Source organism: Roseomonas sp. GC11, assembly GCF_024437745.1.
Lineage (GTDB): Bacteria > Pseudomonadota > Alphaproteobacteria > Acetobacterales > Acetobacteraceae > Pseudoroseomonas.
In genome coordinates, this window is sequence record NZ_JANFNY010000071.1 from 1 (window position 1) to 21101 (window position 21101).

A 21101-nucleotide genomic window follows, 5' to 3' on the forward strand; every position below is an offset into this window, starting at 1 on the left:
GGGCCTGGCCGCGCCCGCCGGCGCTGTGCCTGCCCCCGCCGCGCCGTGCGCCGCCGGCAGGGCCTCCGCCGCGCTGGCCTCCTCCGGCAGGCTCCCCGGTGGCAGGCTCTCCGGCGGCAGGCTCTTTTCCGGCGAGGCGGGATGGCCGTTCATCGGGCTCAGAAGGGCAGGGCCGTGGCGGCGGGCTGGCGCACCGCCTCGACCAGCCGCGCCGCCTCGGCGCCACGCAGCTTGGCGATGTCGTCCTGGTATTTCAGCAGGGCGCCCAGCGTCTCGTCCACCAGGGCGGGCTCCAGCGCGCGGGCATCGAGGGCGCGCAGCGCCGCCGCCCAGTCGATGGTCTCCGCCACCCCCGGATACTTGAAGAAATCCCCCGCCCGCACCGCCTGCACGAAGGCCACCACCTGGGCGGAGAGCGCCTCCGGCAGGCCCGGCAGGCGGCTGGCCAGGATGGCGCGCTCCCGCGCCGCATCGGGGTAGTCCACCCACTGGTAGAGGCAGCGGCGGCGGATGGCGTCATGCACCTCCCGCGTGCGGTTGCTGGTCAGCACCACGATGGGCGGCGTGGCGGCGCGCACCGTGCCCAGCTCGGGAATGGTGATCTGGAAATCCGCCAGGATCTCCAGCAGGAAGGCCTCGAACGGCTCGTCCGCGCGGTCCAGCTCATCGACCAGCAGCACGGCGGGCGGGCCGGAGAGGGCGGCCAGCAGCGGCCGCTCCTGCAGGAAGCGGCGGTCATAGATGCCGGCCTCGCCCAGGCTCTCCAGCCGCCCCTCGCCCGCCGCCTCGGCCAGGCGGATGGCCATCAGCTGGCGGGCATGGTTCCACTCATAGGCGGCGGCCGAGAGGTCCAGCCCGTCATAGCATTGCAGCCGCACCAGCCGCCGGCCCAGCCCCTGGGCCAGCACCTTGGCGATCTCCGTCTTGCCGGTGCCGGGCTCGCCCTCCAGGAAGAGCGGCCGGCCCATCGCCAGGGCGAGGAAGACCGTGGTGGCCAGGGCGCGGTCCGCGACATAGCCGCCGGCGGCCAGCAGGCGCTCCGTCTCCGCGACGGAGGCGGGCAGGGCCAGGGGCCGGGGCAGGGGAGGGTGGGGCTGGCTCATGCCTCAGCCCAGCACGAAGAGCAGGACCAGCACCGCCAGCCACACCGCCGAGCCGCCCCAGAACAGCACCGGCAGGCCGAAGAGCTCGGAGGGCAGGAGGGAGAAGAGCGAGATCGGCGCGGCGGCAGGCAGGGCTGCGGCCGGGCGCGGGGCGGCGGGCGCCGCCTCCGCCATGGCGGGAATTGCGGCGGGGGCTCCGGCGGCAGGGGCCGCCTCCGCCGCCACCGGGGTGGCCGCGGCCGCGGCGGCCGTCATCGCGGCGGCGAAGCGGTCGAAGAACTGGTCCGCCATCTGCTTGGCGGTGCTGTCGATCAGCCGCGCGCCCAGCTGCGCCATCTTGCCGCCCACCTGCGCCTTCACGGCGTAGCGCAGCAGCGTGGCCTGCGGGCCATCCTCCTCCAGGCTGACATCGGCGCCGCCCTTGGCGAAGCCCATGGCGCCGCCATTGCCCTCGCCCGTGATGGTGTAGCCGGCCGGGGCATGGATGTTGGAAAGCTGCACCTTGCCGGAGAACTTCGCCGCCATCGGGCCGATCTTCAGCCCGACGCGGGCCTGGAAGGAATCCTCGCCCGTGCGCTCGACCGATTCGCAGCCGGGGATGGCGGCGCGCAGCACCTCGGGGTCGTTCAGCCCTTCCCAGACGGTCTGGCGGGGCGCCTCGATCCGGCGTTCTCCGGTCATTTCCATGGCAGGTCTCTCCCAGGGTTAGGGCAAGGGCAGGGTTAGGGCGGGGGCGTTGTCGGCGGTCAGGCCGTGAAGCTAAGGCGCCCGGGCGCCTTGGGGAAGGGCACCCCCCCCTGCCCAGGCAAGGCGGCGCGGGGGAGGCGGGTGGCGCCCCGCCAGGGGCTGGTGTAGGGCAGGGCCAGGGGAAACAGGCCCGGCACGCCGGCGCCGCGCGAGGAAGAACAGCCGATGCCACAGGGTTTCGCGCCAGGAAGGGTCTGGCGCATGGGGCAGTCTGGAGCCTGCCGGGGGAGCCTGCGGGTGCATCGTCCTTCCAGCCCTGCCCTGGGTGCTGCCGCAGGAGCTTCGCCCTCTCAAATCCGTGGCGCATGCTTGCCGTCGGTGCGCCCGAATGGGTTTCCAAAGGCCTCAGGCCTTTGGTGGGGAGAGTTTGAGAGGGGCAAGGCCCCTCTCAAGACTGCCCGCCGCCTATTCGGGTCGTGCTTCCGCCCCGGCCTGCTGGCCGTTCTCGCCCTGGCGCTGCTCGCCGCCCCGCCCGCCCTGGCCGCCGGCGCGGAAGGGCCGGTGCTCGCCTCGCTCGCCTGGGCGCTGCCCTTCGCCGGCATGCTGCTCTCCATCGCCCTGATGCCGCTGCTGGCCGCGCCGCTCTGGCACCACCACTACGGCAAGATCGCCGCCGGCTGGGCCGCGCTCTTCCTGCTGCCCTTCGCCGCCTTCTTCGGGGCGGGCGCCGCCTGGCATGAATTCACCCATGTGCTGCTGGGCGAATACCTGCCCTTCATCACCCTGCTCCTCGCCCTCTACACCACGGGCGGCGGCGTGCTGCTGAAGGGGCGGCTGGTCGGCACCCCGGCCACCAACACCGCCCTGCTCGCCGCCGGCACCCTCATCGCCAGCCTCATGGGCACCACCGGCGCCTCCATGGTGCTGATCCGGCCCCTGCTCCGCGCCAATGCCGGGCGGCGGCGGAAGATGCACAGCTTCGTCTTTTTCATCTTCCTGGTGAGCAATATCGGCGGCAGCCTGACGCCGCTCGGCGATCCGCCGCTCTATCTCGGCTTCCTCCAGGGCGTCGCCTTCTTCTGGCCCACCACCCACCTGATGGGCGAATTCCTGTTCTGTGCCACGCTGCTCCTGGCCCTCTACTGGCTCATCGACTCCTGGGCCTATGCGCGGGAGAAGCGGGAGGGCAAGCCCAGCCCCGCCGCTGGTCCCTCCATTGGCCCCGCCACTGGCCCCTCCACTGGCCAGGCGGAAAGCGGCGAGGCCGGGCCGCTGCGCATCGCGGGCTGGGGCAATATCGGCCTGCTCGGCCTCGTCGTCGCCGGGGTGCTGATGCAGGGGCTGTGGCAGCCCGGCAGCATCCCCCTGCTCGGCCAGGCGGTGGGGATCGAGCGGCTGGCGGCCATGGCCCTCTTCCTGCTCATCACCCTGGCCTCGGTGAAGCTGACGCCGGCAGCCCTGCGCGAGGCCAATGGCTTCACCTGGGGCGCCATCATCGAGGTGGCCAAGCTCTTCGCCGCCATCTTCCTCACCATGGCGCCGGTGCTCGCCATGCTGAAGGCGGGGGCGGAGGGGCCGATGGCCGGGCTCGTCGCCCTCACCTCCGACGCCGCCGGGCAGCCCATCCCCTGGGTGTATTTCTGGATGAGCGGCGCGCTCTCCTCCTTCCTCGACAACGCGCCGACCTATCTGGTCTTCTTCAACCTCGCCGGGGGGGATGCCACCGCGCTGATGGGGCCGGGCGCGCAGATCCTGGCCGCCATCTCCTGCGGCGCCGTCTTCATGGGGGCCAATTCGTATATCGGCAATGCGCCCAACTTCATGGTCAAGGCCATCGTCGAAGAGCAGGGTGTGCGCATGCCGGGCTTCTTCGGCTATTGCGGCTGGGCGCTGGTCTTCCTGGTGCCGGTCTTCGTCCTGGCCACGCTCGTCTTCTTCTGACGCTCAGGGAGAACAACGTCCATGCCCTATGTGATCGCCGACGACCTGCCCGAGGCCCCGGCCGGGCAGCGCTTCCGCGCCCTGCTGGAGCGGCCGGGCATCCTGCGCATGCCGGGCGCCCATCTCGGCATCGCCGGGCTGCTGGCGAAGCAGGCGGGCTTCGAGGCGCTCTACATGTCCGGCGCCGCCATGTCCGCCACCATGGGCCTGCCCGACCTCGGCATGATCACCGTCGATGACGTCGCCTGGCATATCCGCCAGGTGGTGCGCGCCACGCAGCTGCCCGTCCTGGTCGATGGCGATACCGGCTATGGCGAGGCGCTGAACGTCATGCACATGGTCCGCAGCTTCGAGGAGGCCGGCGCCGCCGCCGTCCATCTGGAAGACCAGCTGCTGCCCAAGAAATGCGGCCACCTGAACGACAAGAAGCTGGCCGATGCGCGCGACATGGCCGCCAAGGTCGCCGCCGCCCGCAAGGCGCGCCGCCATCTCGTCATCATCGCCCGCACTGACGCCGCCGCCAGCGAGGGCATGGACGGCGCCGTGGCCCGCGCCAGGCTCTACCTGGAGGCGGGGGCGGACGCCATCTTCCCCGAGGCGCTGACGACGCGCGAGATGTTCGAGGAATTCGCCCGCCGCATGCCGGGGGTGAAGCTGCTGGCCAATATGACCGAGTTCGGCCGCACGCCCTTCTTCACCGCCGGGGAATTCGAGGCCATGGGCTACGCCATGGTGATCTGGCCGGTGAGCCACCTGCGCATCGCCGCCAAGGCCATGGAGGAACTCTACGCCGCCATCGCGCGGGAGGGGGGGACGCATACCATGGTCGGGCGCATGCAGACCCGGGCCGATCTCTACAAGACCATCGCCTATCATGATTACGAGGCGCTGGACTCGACCCTGGTGAAGACCATCGTGCCGGAAGGCATGCCGCAGAATCGATAAATAAAAATAATCAATGAATGAAAGAAACTTCTTTTTCTGAAGAAAAAGAAGCAAAAAGACTTTTTCAGGAAGGCGCCCCGCCGGTTGAGGCGGGGCGCCAGCCGCCTCAGAGGCCCAGCACGTCCAGCACGCTGCGGTCCAGCCCGCCCGGCGGCAGCTTCTCCTCCGCCCGCAGGATGGCCACGCCGCGCAGGCTCAGCGGGCCCAGGATGCCGTCGATCGAACCGCCATACAGGCCGCGATTCTTCAGCTCCTGCTGCACCGCCTTGATGTCCTCGATGGCCAGCGAGATCGGCCCCGGATCCTGCCAGGGCACATGGCGCTGCACCTTCTCCAGCCAGCCATAGCGGTCCTGCAACCCGATCAGCCCGCCATTGATCCGCTTGGTCAGGCCCACGAAATCACCCTGGTCGCACAGCGCGTTCAGCTTCTTCCAGTCCCAGAAGGCGCAGGTGACGGCCAGCGCGTGCTCAGGCAGTGCCACCAGATCCGGCTGCGTCTCCAGCGGCAGGCCGCAGCGGCGGCCGACCTGCACATAAGCCTCCCGCCCCGTCAGCTGGATATAGCCGCGGCCGCGATAGCGGTAGCCATCCTCCGGCTGCTGGTTCCCCATCCGCCCGCCATAGACGAAATTGCCCAGCTTCTCCGGCTGGAAGGCATACAGCTCCGCCGATTCCACCGTGGGGAAACGCTCGGGCCAGACCTGCATCAGCCGGTGCACGGAGTAGTTGAGATTCTCCTCCTTCACCTGCAGCCCGTTCGACTCATGGCCCAGCTGGGCCAGGAAGAAGTGGCAGCGCTGCCGCAGCGTGTCGAGGCCCGTGCGCCGGAACAGCGCCGCGCCATGTTCGGCGAAGGCCTCCAGATGGGCCGGCTCCGCCTGGGGGTAGAGCGTGCGGAGCTGGGTCGGGGACAACATCGCGGAGCCTCCTGTGTTTCGGATGATATTCCTAATATCAGCCTGTAAATTTGCCGGAAAGGAATATTTACCGTTAATCAATCAAAACATGGTCAGCCCGCCCGCAGGGGAGCGTTTCGCCTTGACCCTATGTCCAAAAAAATGAACATAGCCTTAAAACGTCACCAGCCAGGACACCGCACCCCATGCCAACCCCGCAGTACGGCACGCCCGGACCAGATCTGATGATCGGCTCCGGCGCCGCCGACCACTTCGTCGGGGGCGGGGGGGATGACGTGCTCCAGGGCTTCGGCGGGGGCGACCGCCTGGAGGGCGGCGCCGGCCATGACCGCCTGGAGGGCGGCCCCGGCGACAACCTCCTGATCGGCGGCGCGGGCGATGACACCTACCTCATCACCAGCCTGAGCTTCGACGCCCAGGGCCTGCCGCGCGCCGACCGCATCCTGGAGCGCGCCGGGGAGGGGGTCGATACCGTCCTCTGGTCCGCCACCGCCTCGCCCGATGATGGCACCTACTGGACCCTGCCGTCCCAGGTCGAGCGCCTCATCCTGCTCGTCACCGCGCGCAACCTGCTCGGCAACGCGCTGGACAATGTCATGACCGGCAGCGACGGCCATGACTGGCTCTCCGGCGGCGATGGCGATGACCGCATCCTTGGCGGCGCCGGCAACGACACCCTGCGCGGCGAATACATGGAAGGCGGCACGGGGGACGACATCTACCGCATCTTCACCGGCGCCGAGGTGGTGGTGGAGAACCCGGGCGAGGGCGTGGACATGCTGCGCAGCGCCCTCGGCCTCGCGCTGGAAAATTACCCGGAGGTTGAGAACCTCCTCCTCATCGGCCAGGGCCAGACCAGTTCCGGCTCGGCCGGTGACAACCGCCTGATCAGCAAGGGCAGCGGCAACACCCTCCTCGGCCTGGGCGGGGACGATATCCTCGACGGCAATGGCGTGGGCGAGACCCTGGCGGGCGGCACCGGCAACGATCTCTACCTGTGGTCCGGCGAGACGGTGGTGGAGGCCGCGGGCGAGGGGCGGGACCTGATCCGCGTCATCGGCCTGCCCGAGGGGGTGACGGACTTCGTGGTGCCGGAGAATGTCGAGCGCTTCGCCGTCTATACCGGCGGCGTCACCAGCGTCACCGGCAATGCGCTGGACAATGAACTGCGCCTCGCCTTCTCCAGCGCCACCACCCTGCGCGGCGAGGGCGGGGATGACTGGCTGATCGGCGGGCAGGTCGATGCCGTGCTGGAGGGCGGGGAGGGCAATGACCGGCTGGAAGGCGGCGGCATCCTGCGCGGCGGCCCGGGGCGGGATGTGCTGGTCGGCCGGGCCGGCGCGCTGATCGATGGCGGCCCGGGCGATGACGTGATGCGCGCCTCCGGCCTGGGCAATGGCCGGATCTTCGTGGTCGACTCCGCCGGGGACCAGGTCCTTGGCATGGCCGGGGACTGGGTGCACAGCCAGCGCAGCTACCGCCTGGGCGAGGGCGGCGACCAGTCCAGCCATCTGCGCCTGCTCGCCTCCGGCGCGGGCTATGGCGATGGGCGCAACAACAGCCTCCAGGGCAGCGCGGGGAATGATTTCCTCTCGGGCGGCGGCGGCAACGACACGCTCCAGGGCGGCGCCGGCGCGGACTGGCTGGAGGGCGGCACCGGCGCGGACCGCTTCCTCTACGCCAGCATCGCCGAGGGCGGCGACACCCTGGCGGAGTTCGAGCCCTGGCTGGACACGGTGGTGGTCTCGGCGGGCGGCTTTGGCGGCGGGCTGGTGGCGGGGCGCGTGCTGCCCGGCACCCAGTTCACCACCGGCCCCGTGGCCCAGGGCAGCGGCGCGCAATTCGTCTATGACGCCGGCACCGGCAATCTGTGGTGGGACGCCGATGGCAGCGGCGCCGGCGCCGCGCGCCTCCTCCTCCACTTCGCCACGACGCCGCCGAGCTTCACGCAGTGGGATCTCGTCGTCGCGGCGTGAGGCGGGGGCGTGAGGCCGGGGTGGGAGGCGGGGCAGAAGGCGCGGCCCAGCCCCGGGATATGCCCGCCCCTTACGGCGCGGTGCCGAAGATCCGCTGCAACACCCTGTCGCCCACCCGCAGGTTTAGCCGCTCCGCCGTGCCGGCGGCCAGTTCCAGCGTGGCGCGCACGGGGCCGTGGCTCTCGATGGTGGCCAGGCTGCGCGGCACGGTGCGCTCGGCGATGCGGTGGATGCGGCCATCCTGGGTGATGAACAGCATGTCCAGCGAGGTGATGGTGTTCTTCATCCACATGGCGCTGTCGCGCGGGGTGCCCCAGTCGAACAGCATGCCCTCATCGGGCTTCACCTCCGGGCGCCACATCAGCCCGGTCATCTGCTGATCGGGGGAGAGGGCCATCTCCACCGTGAAGCGGTGCTGCGTGCCGTCGCGGGTGACGATCACCAGCGGCTCGGTCGGCAGCCTCGGTTGCGGGGCCTCCTGGGCGGAGGCGGAAGCGGTCATGGCGGCGAGCCCCATCAGGGCCAGCAGGATACGGCGGCGCATGGCCCGGCATCATGCCACAGCCGCCGGGGGGTCGGGCAGTCCCTCCAGCGTAACGGCCGCGATGTGGCGGATTTCCCCGCGCACCGGCCCCGGCCGGGGCGGGTCGCGCAGCGTGGTGAACCAGGACTCCGGCGGGTTGCGCCCCGCCGCGCGGTGGTAGGTGAGCCCGCGCAGCACCGCCTCCGCCGCCGGCGGCAGGCGCCCGGGCGGCTCATACCGGTTGAGCACGCCCCAGACCCCGGCCCAGCAGCGCGCCACGGACCAGGGATTATACCCGCCACCCCCCAGCACGATCAGCCGCGGTGCCAGCCCCATCACCGCCCGCACCGCCGCCCAGTGCGCGTTGTTGGAGAGGCTGAGCTTCGCCAGCGGGTCCTCCTCCAGCGCATCGGCGCCGCATTGCAGCATGATGGCCTGGGGCCGCCGCTGCCGGATCAGCGGCAGCAGGGCGTGGTTCAACAGGTAAAGAAATTCGCTGTCGTTCAGCCCCTGCGGCACCGGCAGGTTGCGCGCATGGCCGCCCGCCCGGTCCTCCAGCGTGCCGGTGAAGGGCCAGCGCCCCGCCTCGTGCACCGAGACGGTGAAAACGCGCGGATCGTCCCGGAAGGCATCCTGCACGCCATCGCCGTGATGCGCGTCGATATCGAGGTAGAGGAGGTTCTCCAGCCCCTGGTCCAGCCAGGAGAGCAGGCCCAGCGCGGCATCGTTGACGTAGCAGAAGCCGCTGGCGCGGTCCGGCTGGCCGTGATGCGTGCCGCCGCCGGGCACATGCACCGTGCCGCCCGCCGCCGTCAGCCGCGCCGCCAGCAGCACGCCCCCGGCGCTGGTGGCGGGGCGGCGGAAGATCTCGGCATAGACCGGGTTGCCGCGCGCGCCGATGTGGAAGCGCTCGCGCATCTCCGGCGTCGCCTGCCCCCGCGCCTCCGCCTGCTGGAGCGCGGCGATATAGGCCGGGGCATGGAAGCGGGTGAGCTGCGCCGGCGTCGCCACCGGGCTGTCATGGTAGCGCGCCGGGTCCAGCCAGCCGAGGGCGCGGATCAGGTCCAGCGCGGTGGAGACGCGCGGAATCGCCAGCGGGTGCTTCGGGCCATAGGTGGAGCGGCGATAGATCTCAGACCCGACCAGCAGCGCCACGGCGCCTTCCTTTCCCGGCTGTTTCTCCTGGGAGGGCGCTGCCCTCCCAGACCCTCCCGCCGGGGTGGCAGGGCCACCCCGGACCCCGCCATCCGTTGGGCGCCGACTGAAGGCGGGGTCCGGGGGGACCCTGTCCCCCCGGCGGGGGCCAGGGGGCGGAGCCCCCTGCGATCAGGGCCGCGGCACCAGGGCGGCATCCGCCCAGATGATGCCGCGCGGCCGCGGCGGCACCATGCCACCGGGGGGTGGCCCGGGCGGCGGCCCCGGCGGCGGGTCGCGCAGCACCGGGTCCAGTGGCGGCGGCCCGCCACGGCTGACGGCGATGGTCAGGCTGGCCAGGTAGTGGTCCGGCGCTTCCTGCACCGCCAGGAAGGAGCCTTCCACCCCGCTGCTGGCCAGGATGAAATCCGTGTTGTTGATGGTGTCCCGCCGCCCGCGCCCGGCATAGGGCTCGACGCTGCGGTAGATGAATTCGCTGAGCGCGTCGGGCAGGTAGCATTGCCCCGTCAGCATCAGCCGCGTGGTCAGGAAGACCTTGAAGTGGATATGCGGCGTGCGCCCCGGATACCAGCCGGGCCAGAGGGTGGAGAAGCGCACCTCGCCATGCGAATCGGTGATCTGCGCGCCGCGCAGGAAGGTGGCGCCCAGGGTGGAGACCCCGGCATCCCCCTGCTGCTCATAGCCCGAATAGCGGCCGAGCGCGTCGGCATGCCAGATTTCCACCCGCGCGCCGGGCATGGGCTGGCATTCCGCCCCCTCCACGACGCGCAGCGCCAGCCGCAGCGGCACACCGGGCAGGCCCTCGGTGATATCCGTGCGCAACAGGCGGGGGTCGAAATAATAGGGCCCTTCCACGGATTGCGGCGTCAGGCGGCACACGCCGCCCAAGGGCGGCGTGGCCGGCTGGGCTGCCGCCGCCGGGCTGGCGGCGCCATGGCTGGCGACCAGGGCAGTGGCCTCGCCCGCCAGGGCGGCGCCGGAGGCGGCCAGGCCGGCCAGGGCGCCACGTCGGCTGAAGGGGGGAGCAGCAGTCATGCCGGAACTCCACAGGGCATTCCGCGCCTCCACAAGCGCAGGCGCGGGCTTTCCGCAAGCCCCCCCACCGCACCGTGACGCTTGCGTGAAGCCCGCCGCTCGCGCATAGACAGCGCCGACATCGGGGGGAGCCCGCGGCGCGGGCTGAGAGGCAGGGATGGGCCCTGCGACCCCTTGAACCTGATCCGGGTCATGCCGGCGAAGGGATCGGTGGAGCATGGCGCCTGATCTGGGCGTGGAAGTGCCGGGGCTCGCCCTCGGCGGACGTGATGTGCTGGGGCGGCTGTCGCTGCGCTTCCGCGCGGGCGAGGTCACGGCCCTTCTCGGCCCCTCGGGGGTTGGCAAATCCACCCTGCTGCGGCTGGTGGCCGGGCTGCTGCCGCTGCCCGCCGGCGCCCGCCTGACCCCGGGCGATGGCCTGCCCCTGGCCCAGCGCATCGCCTGGATGGGCCAGCAGGACCTGCTGCTGCCCTGGCTCGACCTGCTCGGCAATGTGACGCTCGGGGCGCGGCTGCGCGGCACCCGGCCGGATGCGGCGCGGGCGCGGGCGCTGATCGCCGCCGTGGGGCTGGCGGGGCGGGAGGGCGCGCGGCCGGCGGCCCTCTCCGGCGGCATGCGCCAGCGCGCCGCCCTGGCCCGCACCCTGATGGAGGACCGCCCCTTCGTCCTGATGGACGAGCCCTTCTCCGCCGTGGACGCGCCGACGCGCCACCGGTTGCAGGACCTCGCCTCCGGCCTGCTCGCCGGGCGCACCGTGCTGCTGGTGACGCATGACCCGCTGGAGGCGCTGCGCCTCGCCCACCGCATCCTGGTGCTGCGCCCCGCCCCCGGCGGCGCGGTGCCGGAGGAACTGGCCATGCCGCCCGCCCCGCCGCTGCGCGCCGCCCGGGACCCGGCGGTGCTGGCCGCCCAGGCCGCCCTGCTCGAGCGGCTGGCGGAAGCGGCATGAGGGCGCTGCTCGCCGCCTTCGGCCTGCTGCTCGGGTGGGAAGCCTATGTGCGGCTCTCCGGCGTGCCGCCCTTCCTGCTGCCCGCGCCGCTGCGCGTCGCCACCGTGCTGGTGGAGCGCTGGCCCATCCTCTGGGGCCATGCCCTCACCACCCTGTCGGAAATCCTGCTCGGCATGGTGCTGGGCTCGGCGGCGGGGATGGGCATCGCCCTGCTGCTGGCCGCCTGGCGGGGCGGGCGGCGCTGGCTGCTGCCGCTGCTGATCGCCAGCCAGGCCATCCCGGTCTTCGCCATCGCGCCGCTGCTGGTGCTGTGGCTGGGCTTCGGGCTGGCCAGCAAGGTGGCCATGGCCAGCCTCATCATCTTTTTCCCCGTCGCCACCGCCTTCTATGACGGGCTGCGCCGCACCGAGCCGGGCTGGCTCGACCTCGCCGCCACCATGGGGGCCAGCCCGCTTGCGGTGCTGTGGCGCATCCGCGTGCCCGCCGCCCTGCCGGGGCTGGCCTCCGGCCTGCGCGTCGCCGCCGCCGTGGCGCCCATCGGCGCCGTGGTGGGCGAATGGGTCGGGGCCTCCTCGGGCCTCGGCTACGTCATGCTGCAGGCCAATGGCCGCAGCCAGACGGACATGATGTTCGCCGCCCTGACGATTCTGGCCGCCATGGCCATGGCGCTCTGGTTCATCACCGACAAAGCCCTGCGCGCCATGCTGCCCTGGCAGCCCGACCAGCTCTCCGACCAGAATGGAGGAACCCCATGACCCCGATCCCCCGCCGCGCCCTGCCGGCGCTGGCCGCCCTCGCCCTGCCGGCCGCCGCCGCGCGCGCCCAGGCGCCCGCCGCCAGCAGCACCGCCGCCCCGGCGAAGCTCACCCTGCTGCTGGACTGGTTCGTCAACCCCGACCACGCGCCGATCGTCGTGGCGCAGGAGGGTGGCTTCTTCACCCGCGCCGGGCTGGCGGTGGAGATGATCGCCCCCGCCGACCCCAATGACCCGCCGCGGCTGGTGGCGGCGAAGCAGGCGGATCTCGGCGTCTACTACCAGAAGAACCTGCACATGGCGGTGGACCAGGGCCTGCCGCTGGCGCGCGTCGGCACGCTGGTGGCAACCCCGCTCTCCACCCTGACCGTGCTGCGCGACGGGCCGATCAAGACGCTGGCCGACCTCAAGGGCAAGCGCATCGGCTTCAGCACCGCCGGCATCGAGGAGGTGGTGGTGGATGCCATCCTCGGCAGCGCCGGCCTCTCCTCGCGCGATGTCACGATGGTCAACGTGAATTTCGGCCTGTCCTCGGCGCTGATGTCGGGGCAGGTGGAGGCCATCCTCGGCGGCTTCCGCAATTTCGAGCTGCACCAGCTCGACCTGGAAAAGCGCCCCGGCCGCGCCTTCTACCCCGAGCAGCACGGCCTGCCGATCTATGACGAGCTGATCTATGTCGCCCACCGCGACCGCGCCCGCGACCCGGTGCTGCGCCGCTTCATGGACGCGCTGGAGGGCGCCACCAGCTTCCTGGTGAACAACCCGGAGGAAAGCTGGGCCATGTTCATCGCCGGCGCGCGCAAGGAGCTGGACAACGAGCTGAACCGCCGCGCCTTCCGCGACACGCTGAACCGCTTCTCGCTCAGCCCGGCGGCGCTCGATGCCAACCGCTACCAGCGCTTCGCCCGCTTCCTGCAGCAGCGCAAGGTGATCCGCGAGGTGCCGCCGCTGGAGCGCTACGCGGTCGAGCTGCCGCCGGCCTGAGGCCGCCGGCGCGTCATGCCCCGCGCAGGCTGACCAGGACGCTCTCCCCGCAGCCCGGCACCCGGAAGGCCTCCTCCGGCAGCCGCGCCGCCTGCCGGGCCTCGGCCAGGGCGCGCTCTGGGGCGTCGATGGCCTCCTGGGTCAGCTTGAAGGTGCCGAAATGCATGGCCAGGGCGCGCCGCGCCCGCAGGTCGGCGAAGGCGCGCACCGCTTCTTCCGGGTTCACATGCACCGCGCGCATGAACCAGCGCGGCTCATAGGCACCGATCGGCAGCAGAGCGAGGTCGAAGGGGCCGAGGCGCTGGCCGATCTCCTGGAAATGCAGCCCCCAGCCGGAATCGCCGGCGAAGTAGAGCCGCCCGCCCCCCCGCGCCTCGATGGCGAAGCCGCCCCACAGGGTCTGCGCCCGGTCATGCAGCCCGCGCGCGGCGAAGTGCCGCGCCGGGGTGAAATGTGCCCAGGCGCCGCCGGGCAGGGGGGCGGGCTGCCACCAGTCCAGTTCCAGCACATTCTCCAGCCCGTGCTTCGCCAGCAGCTGGGCATTGCCGAGCCCGGTGAGGATGCGCGGCGCGAAGCGGCGGTGCAGGCGCCGCAGCGTCGGGATGTCGCAATGGTCGTAGTGGTTGTGGCTGAGCAGCACGGCATCGATGGGCGGCAGCGCATCGAAGGCCAGGCCCGGCGCGCGCACCCGCTTCGGCCCGGCGAAGCGGAGGGGGGAGCAGCGCTCGCTCCAGATCGGGTCCGTCAGCAGGGTCGGCCCGCCGGGCAGGCGGATGAGGAAGCTGGCATGGCCGAGGAAGGTCACCACGGCCTGCCCGTCCGGCGGCTCCGGCGGCGGCGGATAGGGCGGGTTCTCCACCCAGGCGGGCCAGGGCGTGCCCTTGCCCTCCCGCATCATGCGCCAGACGGCGGAAAGCGGTTGCCCCGGCGGGCTGCCATCGGGGTTGAGGAAGACCTTGCCGCGCTTCTGCGCCCCCTTCACCGGGGTGAGGGCGGGCTGGCGGAGGCGCGGGGCATCGCTGTCGCTCATACCCCCAGGGCTAGGCCAGCCCGGCGCCCCGGTCCAGCCCAAAGCGCCCCGGCCCTGTTCAGGGAATGGCGATGCCGAGCCGCCCCGCCATGTCCAGGATGAACTGCCACGCCACGCGGCCGGAGCGCCCGCCGCGCGTGACGGACCATTCCACCGCCGCCGCGCGCAGCGCCTCCTTCTCCACCGGCAGCCGCAGCGCCGCCGCATAGCCCTCGACCATGCTGAAGAAGGTTTCCTGGTCGGCATTGTGGAAGCCGATCCACAGCCCGAAGCGGTCGCTGAGGGAAACCTTTTCCTCCACCGCCTCGCCCGGATTGATGGCGGTGCTGCGTTCATTCTCGATCATGTCGCGCGCCATCAGGTGGCGGCGGTTGCTGGTGGCATAGAACAGCACATTGGCCGGGCGCCCCTCGATGCCGCCATCGAGCACGGATTTCAGCGCCTTGTAGTCCTGGTCCTCGCGCTCGAAGGAGAGATCGTCGCAGAAAACCAGGCAGCGGCGCGGGCTGTCGCGCAGGGTGTTCAGCAGTTCCGGCAGGGTGCGGATATCCTCGCGCTGGATTTCGATCAGCGCCAGGCTGCCCGGCACCTCGGCATTGGCGGCGGCGTGGGTGGCCTTGACGAGGGAGGACTTGCCCATGCCGCGGGCGCCCCAGAGCATGGCGTTGTTGGCCGGCAGCCCACGCGCGAAGCGCAGCGTGTTCTCGAGCAGCAGGCCCTTCTGCCGCTCCACCCCCTGGAGCAGCCCGATGGCCACGGCGGCGACGCGCGGCACGGGGGCGAGGCGGGCCGGGATGCCCTCCGCCGCCGGGTGCCAGACGAAGGCATCCGCCCCGCGCAGGTCCGGCCGTGCCGGGGGCGGGGGGGCCATCCGCTCCAGCGCGGCGGCGATGCGCGTCAGGGCGGGCAGCAGCGGATGCTCGGCGGGGTATGACACAGGGCACGCTCCGGTGGGTCAGGGCTGCCCGGCCAGGGGTGCGGCAGGCAGGGTGACAGCAAGTGTTGACGGCAGGGGCGGGGAGGCTAGTTTCGCCCGCCAACCCCGGCAAGACGGAAGCCAGAAAGATGTTCATCTCCCCCGCCTATGCCCAGGACGCCGCCGGCGGCGCCGTCGGCATGGTCATGCAGCTCGCGCCCCTGCTGCTGATTTTCGTGGTGTTCTACTTCCTGCTGATCCGCCCCCAGCAGAAGCGCGCCAAGGAGCACCGCGAGATGCTCGGCGGCCTGAAGCGCAATGACCGCGTGGTCACCTCGGGCGGCATCCTCGGCGTCGTCACCAAGGTCAAGGACGGCTCGGAAGAGGTCGAGGTGGAAATCGCCCCGAATGTCCGCGTGACCGTGGTGCGCAGCACCATCAGCACGCTGGTCAAGCCCGTGGCGGCGAACGACGCCAAGCCGGCGGCCTGATCTTCTTCAGGGCGGCTTGAGGGGGCTTTGCCCCCTCAAACTCCCCCAGCATGGGACAGGGTCCCCTGCACCCGCCATCAGTTGGGAACCAACGGATGGGTTTCCAAAGGCCTCAGGCCTTTGGTGGGGAGAGTTTGAGAGGGGCGAAGCCCCTCTCAAGAGCAAAAAGCTTTTTGCTCAGGCGCTCTGGCCGGACTTCAGGCCGCCGGAGAGCAGCAGGCTCTCGACCACTTCCCAGTTGACCAGCTTGTTCAGAAAGTTGTCGAGGTAGTTCGGGCGCACATTGCGGAAGTCGAGGTAGTAGGCGTGCTCCCACACGTCGGCGCCGAGGATCGGCGTGCCCTCGCCGGTGGAGAGCGGGTTGGCGCCGTTCGCGGTCTTGGTGACCTTCAGCTTGCCCGAGGCATCGACGATCAGCCACGCCCAGCCAGAGCCGAACTGCGTCACGCCGGCCTGCTTGAAGGCCTCCTTGAACTGGGCGAGGCCACCGAAATCCTCGGTGATCTTGGCGCCGATCTTGGCCGGCAGGCTGTCGCCGCCGCCATTCGGGGCCATCACCTGCCAGAACAGGATGTGGTTCCAGTGCTGGCCGGCCTGGTTCAGCACGGGCAGGCCGTCGGCGCCCGCCTTGCCGGCCTCGGCCACGATCTCTTCCAGCGTCTTGCCGGCCAGGCCCTTGCTCTCGATCAGGCCGTTCAGCGCGGTGACATAGGCATTGTGGTGCTTGCCGTGGTGCAGCTCCAGCGTCTCCTGGCACATGCCGGAGGCGGCCAGGGCGGAAACGTCGTAAGGCAGCGGCGGAAGGCTGAAGGCCATGATGGCTGTTCTCCCGATGAGGTCCGAATCGGACGGGGCAAGCAAGGGAAGCAGCGCGCCCGGGGGCGCGACGCCCGGCAAGAGCTAGGCGTGCCCCCCTGAAGCGTCAAGCAAGGGTGAAAGTCCTTGCCCGCCACGGAACTGTGTTCATAACGCTGCCATGGCCGACCCTGCCGCGCTCTCCCCGCTCGCCGCCCTTGCCCGGCGGCACGACCCCGACCGTTTCCTGTGCAGCCTCTTCGCCCCCGCGGAGCGGCGGGAGACGCTGTTCCTCCTCATCGCCTTCAACCATGAACTGGCGCGCGCGCGGGAAGCCGCGAGCAACCCGATGGCGGCGCTGATCCGCCTGCAATGGTGGCGGGAGACGGTGGAGGGCGCCCTCTCCGGCGCCGCGCCGCGCCGGCACGAGGTGGCCGGCCCCCTGGCCGAGGCCCTGCGCGCCGGGCCGCTCGATGGCGCCGAACTGCTGGCCATGATCGACGCGCGCGAGGCCGAGATGGAGGAGGAAATCCCCACCGGCGCGGCCTTCCTGGCCTATCTGCGTGGCACGGCCGGCGGCCTCGCCGTGGCGGCGGGGCGGGTGCTGGGGGCGCCGGCGGCCAGCCTGCCGGGGCTCCAGGCGCTGGGCGCCGCCTATGGCCTGGCCGGGGTGCTGCGCAGCATTCCGCAACAGGCGATGCAGGGCCGTTCCCTGCTGCCGGCCGAGGCGCTGGCGCCGCATGGCCTCGCCCCGGCCGATGTCGCGCATGACCCGCGCCAGAAGGGCACGGCCGAGGCGGTGCGTGCCCTGGCCGGGCAGGGTCTGGCCCTGCTGGAGGAAGGCCGCGCCCGCCTCGGCCGCCTGCCGCGCGCGGCGGTGGCGGCGGCGCTGCCGGCGCGCCTCGCCGCGCGGGATCTGCGGCGGCTGGCCGGGGCGGCGAATGACCCCTCCCAGCCGGCGCCGCCGCGCGGGCTGGGGGACAGGCTCGCGGTGGCCTGGGGGGGATTTCTGGGAAGTATTTAAGTTAATTTTAGAATTTTCTTTTTCTGAAGAAAAAGAAACAAAAAGACTTTCTTTCAGGCTGCCGCCGTCTCCCGGCATGGCGGGACGCTGCACTGAAAAAGTTTTTTGGTTCTTTTTTTCAAAAAAGAACACTGCTCTTTTTTAAACCTCTTCCCGCCCCCAGGAATCGCCACTCCGCACCACGGTGCGGATGGCGAAGGCGGACTGGATGCGGGCCACGCCCGGCATGCGGGAGAGCTGTTCCTTGTGGATGCGCTCATAATCCGCCGGGTCGCGCGCCTCGACGCGCAGCTGATAATCGGCCACGCCGGTCATCAGGTAGCATTCGCAGACTTCCGGGCATTGGCGGACGGCGGCCTCGAATCGGCTGAGGGCGTCCTCCGTCTGCTTCTCCAGCGTGATCTGCACGATGACGACGGTGCGCGCCTGCGGCGCCGTATCCTCGATGATGGCGGTATAGCCGCGGATGATGCCGCCGGCTTCCAGCAGCCGCAGCCGGCGCAGGCAGGCGGAGGGGGAAAGGCCGATGGCGGCGGCCAGGGCGGCGTTGCTCATCCGCCCGTCGGCGCGCAGCAGGCGCAGCAGCTTGCGGTCCAGGGCGTCGAGGGCAGGCGCTTGCACGATCTTCGATCAATTCGCAGAAAATTCGAAAGATGGCCTTCGGAATCGCATGTTCTTGCCGTGATCGCAAGCACCTGCCGCCGAAAGAAGCTTAGCATTCCCCTTTGTCACCGGCCCTGGCGGGCGGGGCGCGGCGGAGCGAAAATGCGATGAAGGTCCTGATTCTCGGTGCCGGCGTGGTCGGCGTCACCTCGGCCTATTACCTGGCGCGCGCGGGGCATGAGGTCGTGGTGGTGGACCGCCAGAACGGCGCCGGTCTGGAAACCAGCTTCGCCAATGCCGGGCAGGTCTCCTTCGGTTATTCCTCACCCTGGGCCGGGCCGGGCGTGCCGCTGAAGGCCATCAAGTGGATGTTCCAGCAGCACAGCCCGCTGGTCATCCGCCCGCGGCTGGACCCGGCGCAATGGTCCTGGCTGCTGAAGATGCTGAAGAACTGCACCGAGGCCGCCTACCAGACCAACAAGTCGCGCATGGTGCGCGTCTCCGACTACAGCCGCATGGCGCTGGCCGATCTGCGCGCGGAAACCGGCATCGCATATGACCAGCGCGAGCGCGGCACGCTCCAGATCTTCCGCACGCAGCAGCAGCTTGACCATGTGGGCGATGACCTGCGCGTGCTGAAGCAATACGGCGTGCCCTTCGAGGTGCTGGACGCCGCCGGCTGCGTGGCGCGGGAGCCCGCCCTGGCGCGCGTGCAGCAGAAATTCGTGGGCGGCCTCTATCTGCCGCAGGACGAGACGGGGGATGCCCATCTCTTCACCCAGCGCCTGGCGAAGATCTGCGAGGGGCTGGGCGTCACCTTCCGCTACGGCACCAGCATCGACCGCATCCTGGTCGAGGGTGGCGACATCAGCGGGGTGCAGACCGGCGCCGGGCTGCTGAAGGCGGATCGCTACCTGCTCGCCCTCGGCAGCTATTCGCCGCAACTGCTGGCGCCGCTCGGCCTGTCCATCCCGGTCTATCCCGTGAAGGGCTATTCGCTGACCATGCCGGTGCTGGATGACGCCGCCGCCCCGGCCTCCACCGTGATGGACGAGACCTACAAGATCGCCATCACCCGCCTCGGGGACCGCATCCGCGTTGGCGGCACGGCGGAAATCGCCGGCTATGACCTGACGCTGCACGAGGAACGCCGCCGCACCCTGCTGCATTCGGTGCTCGATCTCTATCCGCAGGGCGGCGATGCGGAGAAGGCGCTGTTCTGGTGCGGCCTGCGGCCGATGACGCCGGATGGCACGCCCATCATCGGCGGCACGAAATATCCCAGCCTGTTCCTCAACACCGGGCATGGGACGCTGGGCTGGACCATGTCCTGCGGCAGCGGGCGGCTGGCGGCGGATCTCGTCGCCGGGAACCGGCCGAATATCGAATATGCCGATCTGGCGATGGCGCGCTACGCGGCCTGAGAAAGCTCGGCGCCAGAAAGCTCTGCGCCAGAAAGCTCTGCGCCTGTTGATGAGAGGGGCTTTGCCCCTCTCATACTCTCCCCACCAAAGGCCTGAGGCCTTTGGAAACCCATCGGTGAGTGCCGCCTGATGGCGGGGGCCCCGCTCAGGCGCCGACGATCACCGCGCCGCCGAAGGTCTTCTCCACGAAGTCCTTCACCGCCGGCTCGGCATAGGCGCGGGCCAGCTTCTGCGCCCATGGGCGCGCCTCATCGCCGCGGCGGGTGACCACGAGGCAGGTATAGACGCTGTCCGCCCCCTCGACGGCCAGGCCTTCCTTCAGCGGGTTCAGCCCCGCCGGCACGGCGTAGTTGCCGGTGATGGCGGCGGCATCCACATCCGCCAGGCTGCGGGCGATGGAGGCGGCCTCCAGCTCGACGATGCGGATGCGCTTCGGGTTCTCGGTGATGTCGGCCACCGTGGCGCGGTAATCGGCGCCCGGCTTCAGCCCGATCACCCCGCCCTTGGCCAGCAGCAGCAGCGCGCGGCCGCCATTGGTCGGGTCGTTCGGGATGGCGACGCGCGCGCCGCCCGGCAGGTCGGCCAGCTTCGTGACCTTCTTGCTGAACACGCCCATCACCGTCAGCACCGTCTTGCCGACGGGCACGAAGTCATAGCCGCGCTGCTGCTTCTGCGCCTCCAGGAAGGGCAGGTGCTGGTAGGTGTTGACGTCGATCTCGCCCGCCGCCAGCGCCGCGTTGGGCTGGATGAAGTCGGAGAATTCCGTGATCTTCACGGCGAAATTCTCGCGCGCCAGGATGTCGCGCACGACTTCCAGCACCTGCCCGTGCACGCCGGCGGTGACGCCGACGCGCAGCGGGCGCGCCGCCGTGCCGATCTCCGCCGCGCCCTGGGCCAGGGCGGGGGTGCGCAGGACAGCCGGCAGCAGCAGCGCGCCACCGGCCAGGATCAGGGAGCGTCGGTTCAGCATCTCTCGGGGTTCTCCGGTCAGGAAGCGGGGGGGCGGAAAGGGGGCGGTCAGAAAGCGGGGACGACCGAGCCCTGGAAGGTCTCGGCGACGAACTTCTTCACCTCGTCATTCTGGTAGGCGGTGACGAGGCGCTTCACCCAGGGCGCGTCCCGGTTGTCGCGGTGGACGGCGATGAGGTTGGCATAGGGGCTGTCGGCGCTCTCGATGGCGATGGAATCGCGCACCGGGTTCAGCCCCGCCGGGATGGCGTAGTTGGTGTTGATGGCGGCGGCGTCCACCTCGTCCAGCGCGCGCGGGATCTGCGCCGCCTCCAGCTCGATGATGCGCAGGCGCTTCGGGTTCTCCAGCACATCGGCCACGGTGGCGCGGAAATCCGCGCCCGGCGTCAGTTTGAAGGCGCCATGGGCGGCGAGCAGGGCCAGGGCGCGGCCGCCATTGGTCGGGTCGTTCGGGATGGCGACGCGCGCGCCATTGGCCAGCTCGCCGAGGGACTTCACCTTGCGCGAATAGACGCCCATCGGGAAGACCAGCGTCTTGCCGACGGCGACCAGCGGCAGGTTGCGGTCCTTCACCGCCTGGTCGAGGAAGGGCTGGTGCTGGTAGCAGTTGGCATCCAGGTCCTTCGCCGCCAGCGCCGCGTTGGGCGTGATGTAGTCGGTGAAGGGGACGATGCGCAGCACGAGGCCGTCGCGCGCCGCGATCTCCTGCACCTTCTCCAGCACCTGGGAATGCGGGCCGGCGGTGGCGCCGATCTTCAGCGGGCGGGCGGCGCTGCCAATCGCGTCCTGCGCCCGGGCGGGCAGGCTGGCGAGGGCGGGCAGGGCGAGCGCGCTGCCCAGCACGGCGCGGCGGGTGATGCTCATGGGGCGTTTTCCTT

21 protein-coding genes and 1 riboswitch are annotated in these 21101 nt (G+C 70.9%); of the genes, 9 read left to right on the forward strand and 12 right to left on the reverse strand.

Going from position 1 to position 21101, the window contains the following annotated elements; translation table 11 throughout:
• Positions 1-158 precede the first annotated feature (158 nt).
• Together NON00_RS18925 and NON00_RS18930 are read right to left on the reverse strand one after the other, a co-directional pair.
• Positions 159-1103: a MoxR family ATPase gene (locus NON00_RS18925; RefSeq protein ID WP_256024264.1), complete on the reverse strand. Its 945-nt coding sequence runs from the start codon at positions 1101-1103 to the stop codon at positions 159-161.
• A gap of 3 nt (positions 1104-1106) precedes the next feature.
• Positions 1107-1790 (reverse strand): CoxG family protein, encoded by a 684-nt coding sequence (locus NON00_RS18930; protein ID WP_256024265.1) that lies wholly within the window; start codon positions 1788-1790, stop codon positions 1107-1109.
• 561 nt (positions 1791-2351) lie between these two features.
• Between NON00_RS18930 and NON00_RS18935 the strand changes: the two genes are divergently transcribed.
• Together NON00_RS18935 and prpB are read left to right on the forward strand one after the other, a co-directional pair.
• Positions 2352-3731, forward strand: a complete 1380-nt coding sequence (locus NON00_RS18935) for a sodium:proton antiporter (RefSeq protein ID WP_256024266.1) — start codon at positions 2352-2354, stop codon at positions 3729-3731.
• A gap of 21 nt (positions 3732-3752) precedes the next feature.
• Positions 3753-4676 (forward strand): methylisocitrate lyase, encoded by a 924-nt coding sequence (gene prpB, locus NON00_RS18940; protein ID WP_256024267.1) that lies wholly within the window; start codon positions 3753-3755, stop codon positions 4674-4676.
• 106 nt (positions 4677-4782) lie between these two features.
• Here prpB and NON00_RS18945 read toward each other — a convergent pair whose 3' ends face one another.
• On the reverse strand, positions 4783-5595 hold the full coding sequence (locus NON00_RS18945) for a glycoside hydrolase family 19 protein (protein ID WP_256024268.1): 813 nt from the start codon (positions 5593-5595) through the stop codon (positions 4783-4785).
• A gap of 185 nt (positions 5596-5780) precedes the next feature.
• Between NON00_RS18945 and NON00_RS24820 the strand changes: the two genes are divergently transcribed.
• On the forward strand, positions 5781-7571 hold the full coding sequence (locus NON00_RS24820; protein ID WP_305123458.1) for a calcium-binding protein: 1791 nt from the start codon (positions 5781-5783) through the stop codon (positions 7569-7571).
• A 70-nt stretch (positions 7572-7641) separates the two neighbouring features.
• On the opposite strand, the gene NON00_RS18965 is transcribed toward NON00_RS24820, so the two are convergent.
• The 3 genes from NON00_RS18965 to NON00_RS18975 all read right to left on the reverse strand — a co-directional run bounded on the left by NON00_RS18965 (position 7642) and on the right by NON00_RS18975 (position 10284).
• Complete coding sequence (locus NON00_RS18965) at positions 7642-8115, reverse strand: DUF192 domain-containing protein (RefSeq protein ID WP_256024269.1); 474 nt, start codon at positions 8113-8115, stop codon at positions 7642-7644.
• A gap of 9 nt (positions 8116-8124) precedes the next feature.
• Positions 8125-9249 carry an acetoin utilization protein AcuC gene (locus NON00_RS18970; RefSeq protein ID WP_256024270.1) on the reverse strand — a complete coding sequence of 375 codons (1125 nt, stop codon included), beginning with the start codon at positions 9247-9249 and terminating at the stop codon, positions 8125-8127.
• Positions 9250-9420: 171 nt separating this feature from the next.
• A complete protein-coding gene (locus NON00_RS18975; protein ID WP_256024271.1) occupies positions 9421-10284 on the reverse strand; it encodes an intradiol ring-cleavage dioxygenase in 864 nt (287 codons plus the stop codon).
• Between the two features lie 114 nt (positions 10285-10398).
• Positions 10399-10509: riboswitch (TPP riboswitch) on the forward strand.
• Between NON00_RS18975 and NON00_RS18980 the strand changes: the two genes are divergently transcribed.
• The 3 genes from NON00_RS18980 (at position 10502) to NON00_RS18990 (ending at position 12971) form a co-directional block, all read left to right on the forward strand.
• Positions 10502-11233 carry an ATP-binding cassette domain-containing protein gene (locus NON00_RS18980; protein WP_256024272.1) on the forward strand — a complete coding sequence of 244 codons (732 nt, stop codon included), beginning with the start codon at positions 10502-10504 and terminating at the stop codon, positions 11231-11233. Its footprint overlaps the riboswitch before it by 8 nt.
• The gene (locus NON00_RS18985) at positions 11230-11988 is read left to right on the forward strand and encodes an ABC transporter permease (protein WP_256024273.1); all 759 of its coding nucleotides are present in this window, start codon (positions 11230-11232) and stop codon (positions 11986-11988) included. Before NON00_RS18980 ends, NON00_RS18985 begins: the two co-directional genes overlap by 4 nt.
• The gene (locus NON00_RS18990; RefSeq protein ID WP_256024274.1) at positions 11985-12971 is read left to right on the forward strand and encodes an ABC transporter substrate-binding protein; all 987 of its coding nucleotides are present in this window, start codon (positions 11985-11987) and stop codon (positions 12969-12971) included. Before NON00_RS18985 ends, NON00_RS18990 begins: the two co-directional genes overlap by 4 nt.
• Positions 12972-12984: 13 nt before the next feature.
• On the opposite strand, the gene NON00_RS18995 is transcribed toward NON00_RS18990, so the two are convergent.
• Together NON00_RS18995 and NON00_RS19000 are read right to left on the reverse strand one after the other, a co-directional pair.
• The gene (locus NON00_RS18995) at positions 12985-14001 is read right to left on the reverse strand and encodes an MBL fold metallo-hydrolase (RefSeq protein ID WP_256024275.1); all 1017 of its coding nucleotides are present in this window, start codon (positions 13999-14001) and stop codon (positions 12985-12987) included.
• 58 nt (positions 14002-14059) lie between these two features.
• A complete protein-coding gene (locus NON00_RS19000; RefSeq protein ID WP_256024289.1) occupies positions 14060-14872 on the reverse strand; it encodes an ATP-binding protein in 813 nt (270 codons plus the stop codon).
• 194 nt (positions 14873-15066) lie between these two features.
• On the opposite strand from NON00_RS19000, the gene yajC reads away from it, so the two are divergent.
• The gene (gene yajC, locus NON00_RS19005; RefSeq protein ID WP_256024276.1) at positions 15067-15408 is read left to right on the forward strand and encodes a preprotein translocase subunit YajC; all 342 of its coding nucleotides are present in this window, start codon (positions 15067-15069) and stop codon (positions 15406-15408) included.
• Positions 15409-15585: 177 nt separating this feature from the next.
• On the opposite strand, the gene NON00_RS19010 is transcribed toward yajC, so the two are convergent.
• Positions 15586-16224 (reverse strand): superoxide dismutase, encoded by a 639-nt coding sequence (locus NON00_RS19010; RefSeq protein WP_256024277.1) that lies wholly within the window; start codon positions 16222-16224, stop codon positions 15586-15588.
• Between the two features lie 160 nt (positions 16225-16384).
• Between NON00_RS19010 and NON00_RS19015 the strand changes: the two genes are divergently transcribed.
• A complete protein-coding gene (locus NON00_RS19015; protein WP_256024278.1) occupies positions 16385-17227 on the forward strand; it encodes a squalene/phytoene synthase family protein in 843 nt (280 codons plus the stop codon).
• Positions 17228-17368: 141 nt separating this feature from the next.
• Here NON00_RS19015 and NON00_RS19020 read toward each other — a convergent pair whose 3' ends face one another.
• Positions 17369-17848, reverse strand: a complete 480-nt coding sequence (locus NON00_RS19020) for an Lrp/AsnC family transcriptional regulator (RefSeq protein ID WP_256024279.1) — start codon at positions 17846-17848, stop codon at positions 17369-17371.
• 149 nt (positions 17849-17997) lie between these two features.
• Here NON00_RS19020 and NON00_RS19025 point away from each other — a divergent pair, with 149 nt between their 5' ends.
• Positions 17998-19254, forward strand: coding sequence for a D-amino acid dehydrogenase (locus tag NON00_RS19025; protein ID WP_256024280.1), 1257 nt, complete (start codon positions 17998-18000; stop codon positions 19252-19254).
• A 145-nt stretch (positions 19255-19399) separates the two neighbouring features.
• On the opposite strand, the gene NON00_RS19030 is transcribed toward NON00_RS19025, so the two are convergent.
• Positions 19400-20224, reverse strand: a complete 825-nt coding sequence (locus NON00_RS19030; RefSeq protein WP_256024281.1) for a MetQ/NlpA family ABC transporter substrate-binding protein — start codon at positions 20222-20224, stop codon at positions 19400-19402.
• A 47-nt stretch (positions 20225-20271) separates the two neighbouring features.
• Positions 20272-21087, reverse strand: coding sequence for a MetQ/NlpA family ABC transporter substrate-binding protein (locus tag NON00_RS19035; protein WP_256024282.1), 816 nt, complete (start codon positions 21085-21087; stop codon positions 20272-20274).
• Between the last annotated feature and the right edge of the window lie 14 nt (positions 21088-21101).

Bases quoted from the DNA above. Each gene is read 5' to 3' on its own strand.
- NON00_RS18925 (WP_256024264.1), bottom strand. From the start codon at position 1,103: ATGAGCCAGCCCCACCCTCCCCTGCCCCGGCCCCTGGCCCTGCCCGCC.
- NON00_RS18930 (WP_256024265.1), bottom strand. From the start codon at position 1,790: ATGGAAATGACCGGAGAACGCCGGATCGAGGCGCCCCGCCAGACCGTC.
- prpB (WP_256024267.1), top strand. From the start codon at position 3,753: ATGCCCTATGTGATCGCCGACGACCTGCCCGAGGCCCCGGCCGGGCAG.
- NON00_RS18945 (WP_256024268.1), bottom strand. From the start codon at position 5,595: ATGTTGTCCCCGACCCAGCTCCGCACGCTCTACCCCCAGGCGGAGCCG.
- NON00_RS24820 (WP_305123458.1), top strand. From the start codon at position 5,781: ATGCCAACCCCGCAGTACGGCACGCCCGGACCAGATCTGATGATCGGC.
- NON00_RS18965 (WP_256024269.1), bottom strand. From the start codon at position 8,115: ATGCGCCGCCGTATCCTGCTGGCCCTGATGGGGCTCGCCGCCATGACC.
- NON00_RS18975 (WP_256024271.1), bottom strand. From the start codon at position 10,284: ATGACTGCTGCTCCCCCCTTCAGCCGACGTGGCGCCCTGGCCGGCCTG.
- NON00_RS18980 (WP_256024272.1), top strand. From the start codon at position 10,502: ATGGCGCCTGATCTGGGCGTGGAAGTGCCGGGGCTCGCCCTCGGCGGA.
- NON00_RS18985 (WP_256024273.1), top strand. From the start codon at position 11,230: ATGAGGGCGCTGCTCGCCGCCTTCGGCCTGCTGCTCGGGTGGGAAGCC.
- NON00_RS18990 (WP_256024274.1), top strand. From the start codon at position 11,985: ATGACCCCGATCCCCCGCCGCGCCCTGCCGGCGCTGGCCGCCCTCGCC.
- NON00_RS18995 (WP_256024275.1), bottom strand. From the start codon at position 14,001: ATGAGCGACAGCGATGCCCCGCGCCTCCGCCAGCCCGCCCTCACCCCG.
- NON00_RS19000 (WP_256024289.1), bottom strand. From the start codon at position 14,872: ATGGCCCCCCCGCCCCCGGCACGGCCGGACCTGCGCGGGGCGGATGCC.
- yajC (WP_256024276.1), top strand. From the start codon at position 15,067: ATGTTCATCTCCCCCGCCTATGCCCAGGACGCCGCCGGCGGCGCCGTC.
- NON00_RS19010 (WP_256024277.1), bottom strand. From the start codon at position 16,224: ATGGCCTTCAGCCTTCCGCCGCTGCCTTACGACGTTTCCGCCCTGGCC.
- NON00_RS19015 (WP_256024278.1), top strand. From the start codon at position 16,385: ATGGCCGACCCTGCCGCGCTCTCCCCGCTCGCCGCCCTTGCCCGGCGG.
- NON00_RS19025 (WP_256024280.1), top strand. From the start codon at position 17,998: ATGAAGGTCCTGATTCTCGGTGCCGGCGTGGTCGGCGTCACCTCGGCC.
- NON00_RS19030 (WP_256024281.1), bottom strand. From the start codon at position 20,224: ATGCTGAACCGACGCTCCCTGATCCTGGCCGGTGGCGCGCTGCTGCTG.
- NON00_RS19035 (WP_256024282.1), bottom strand. From the start codon at position 21,087: ATGAGCATCACCCGCCGCGCCGTGCTGGGCAGCGCGCTCGCCCTGCCC.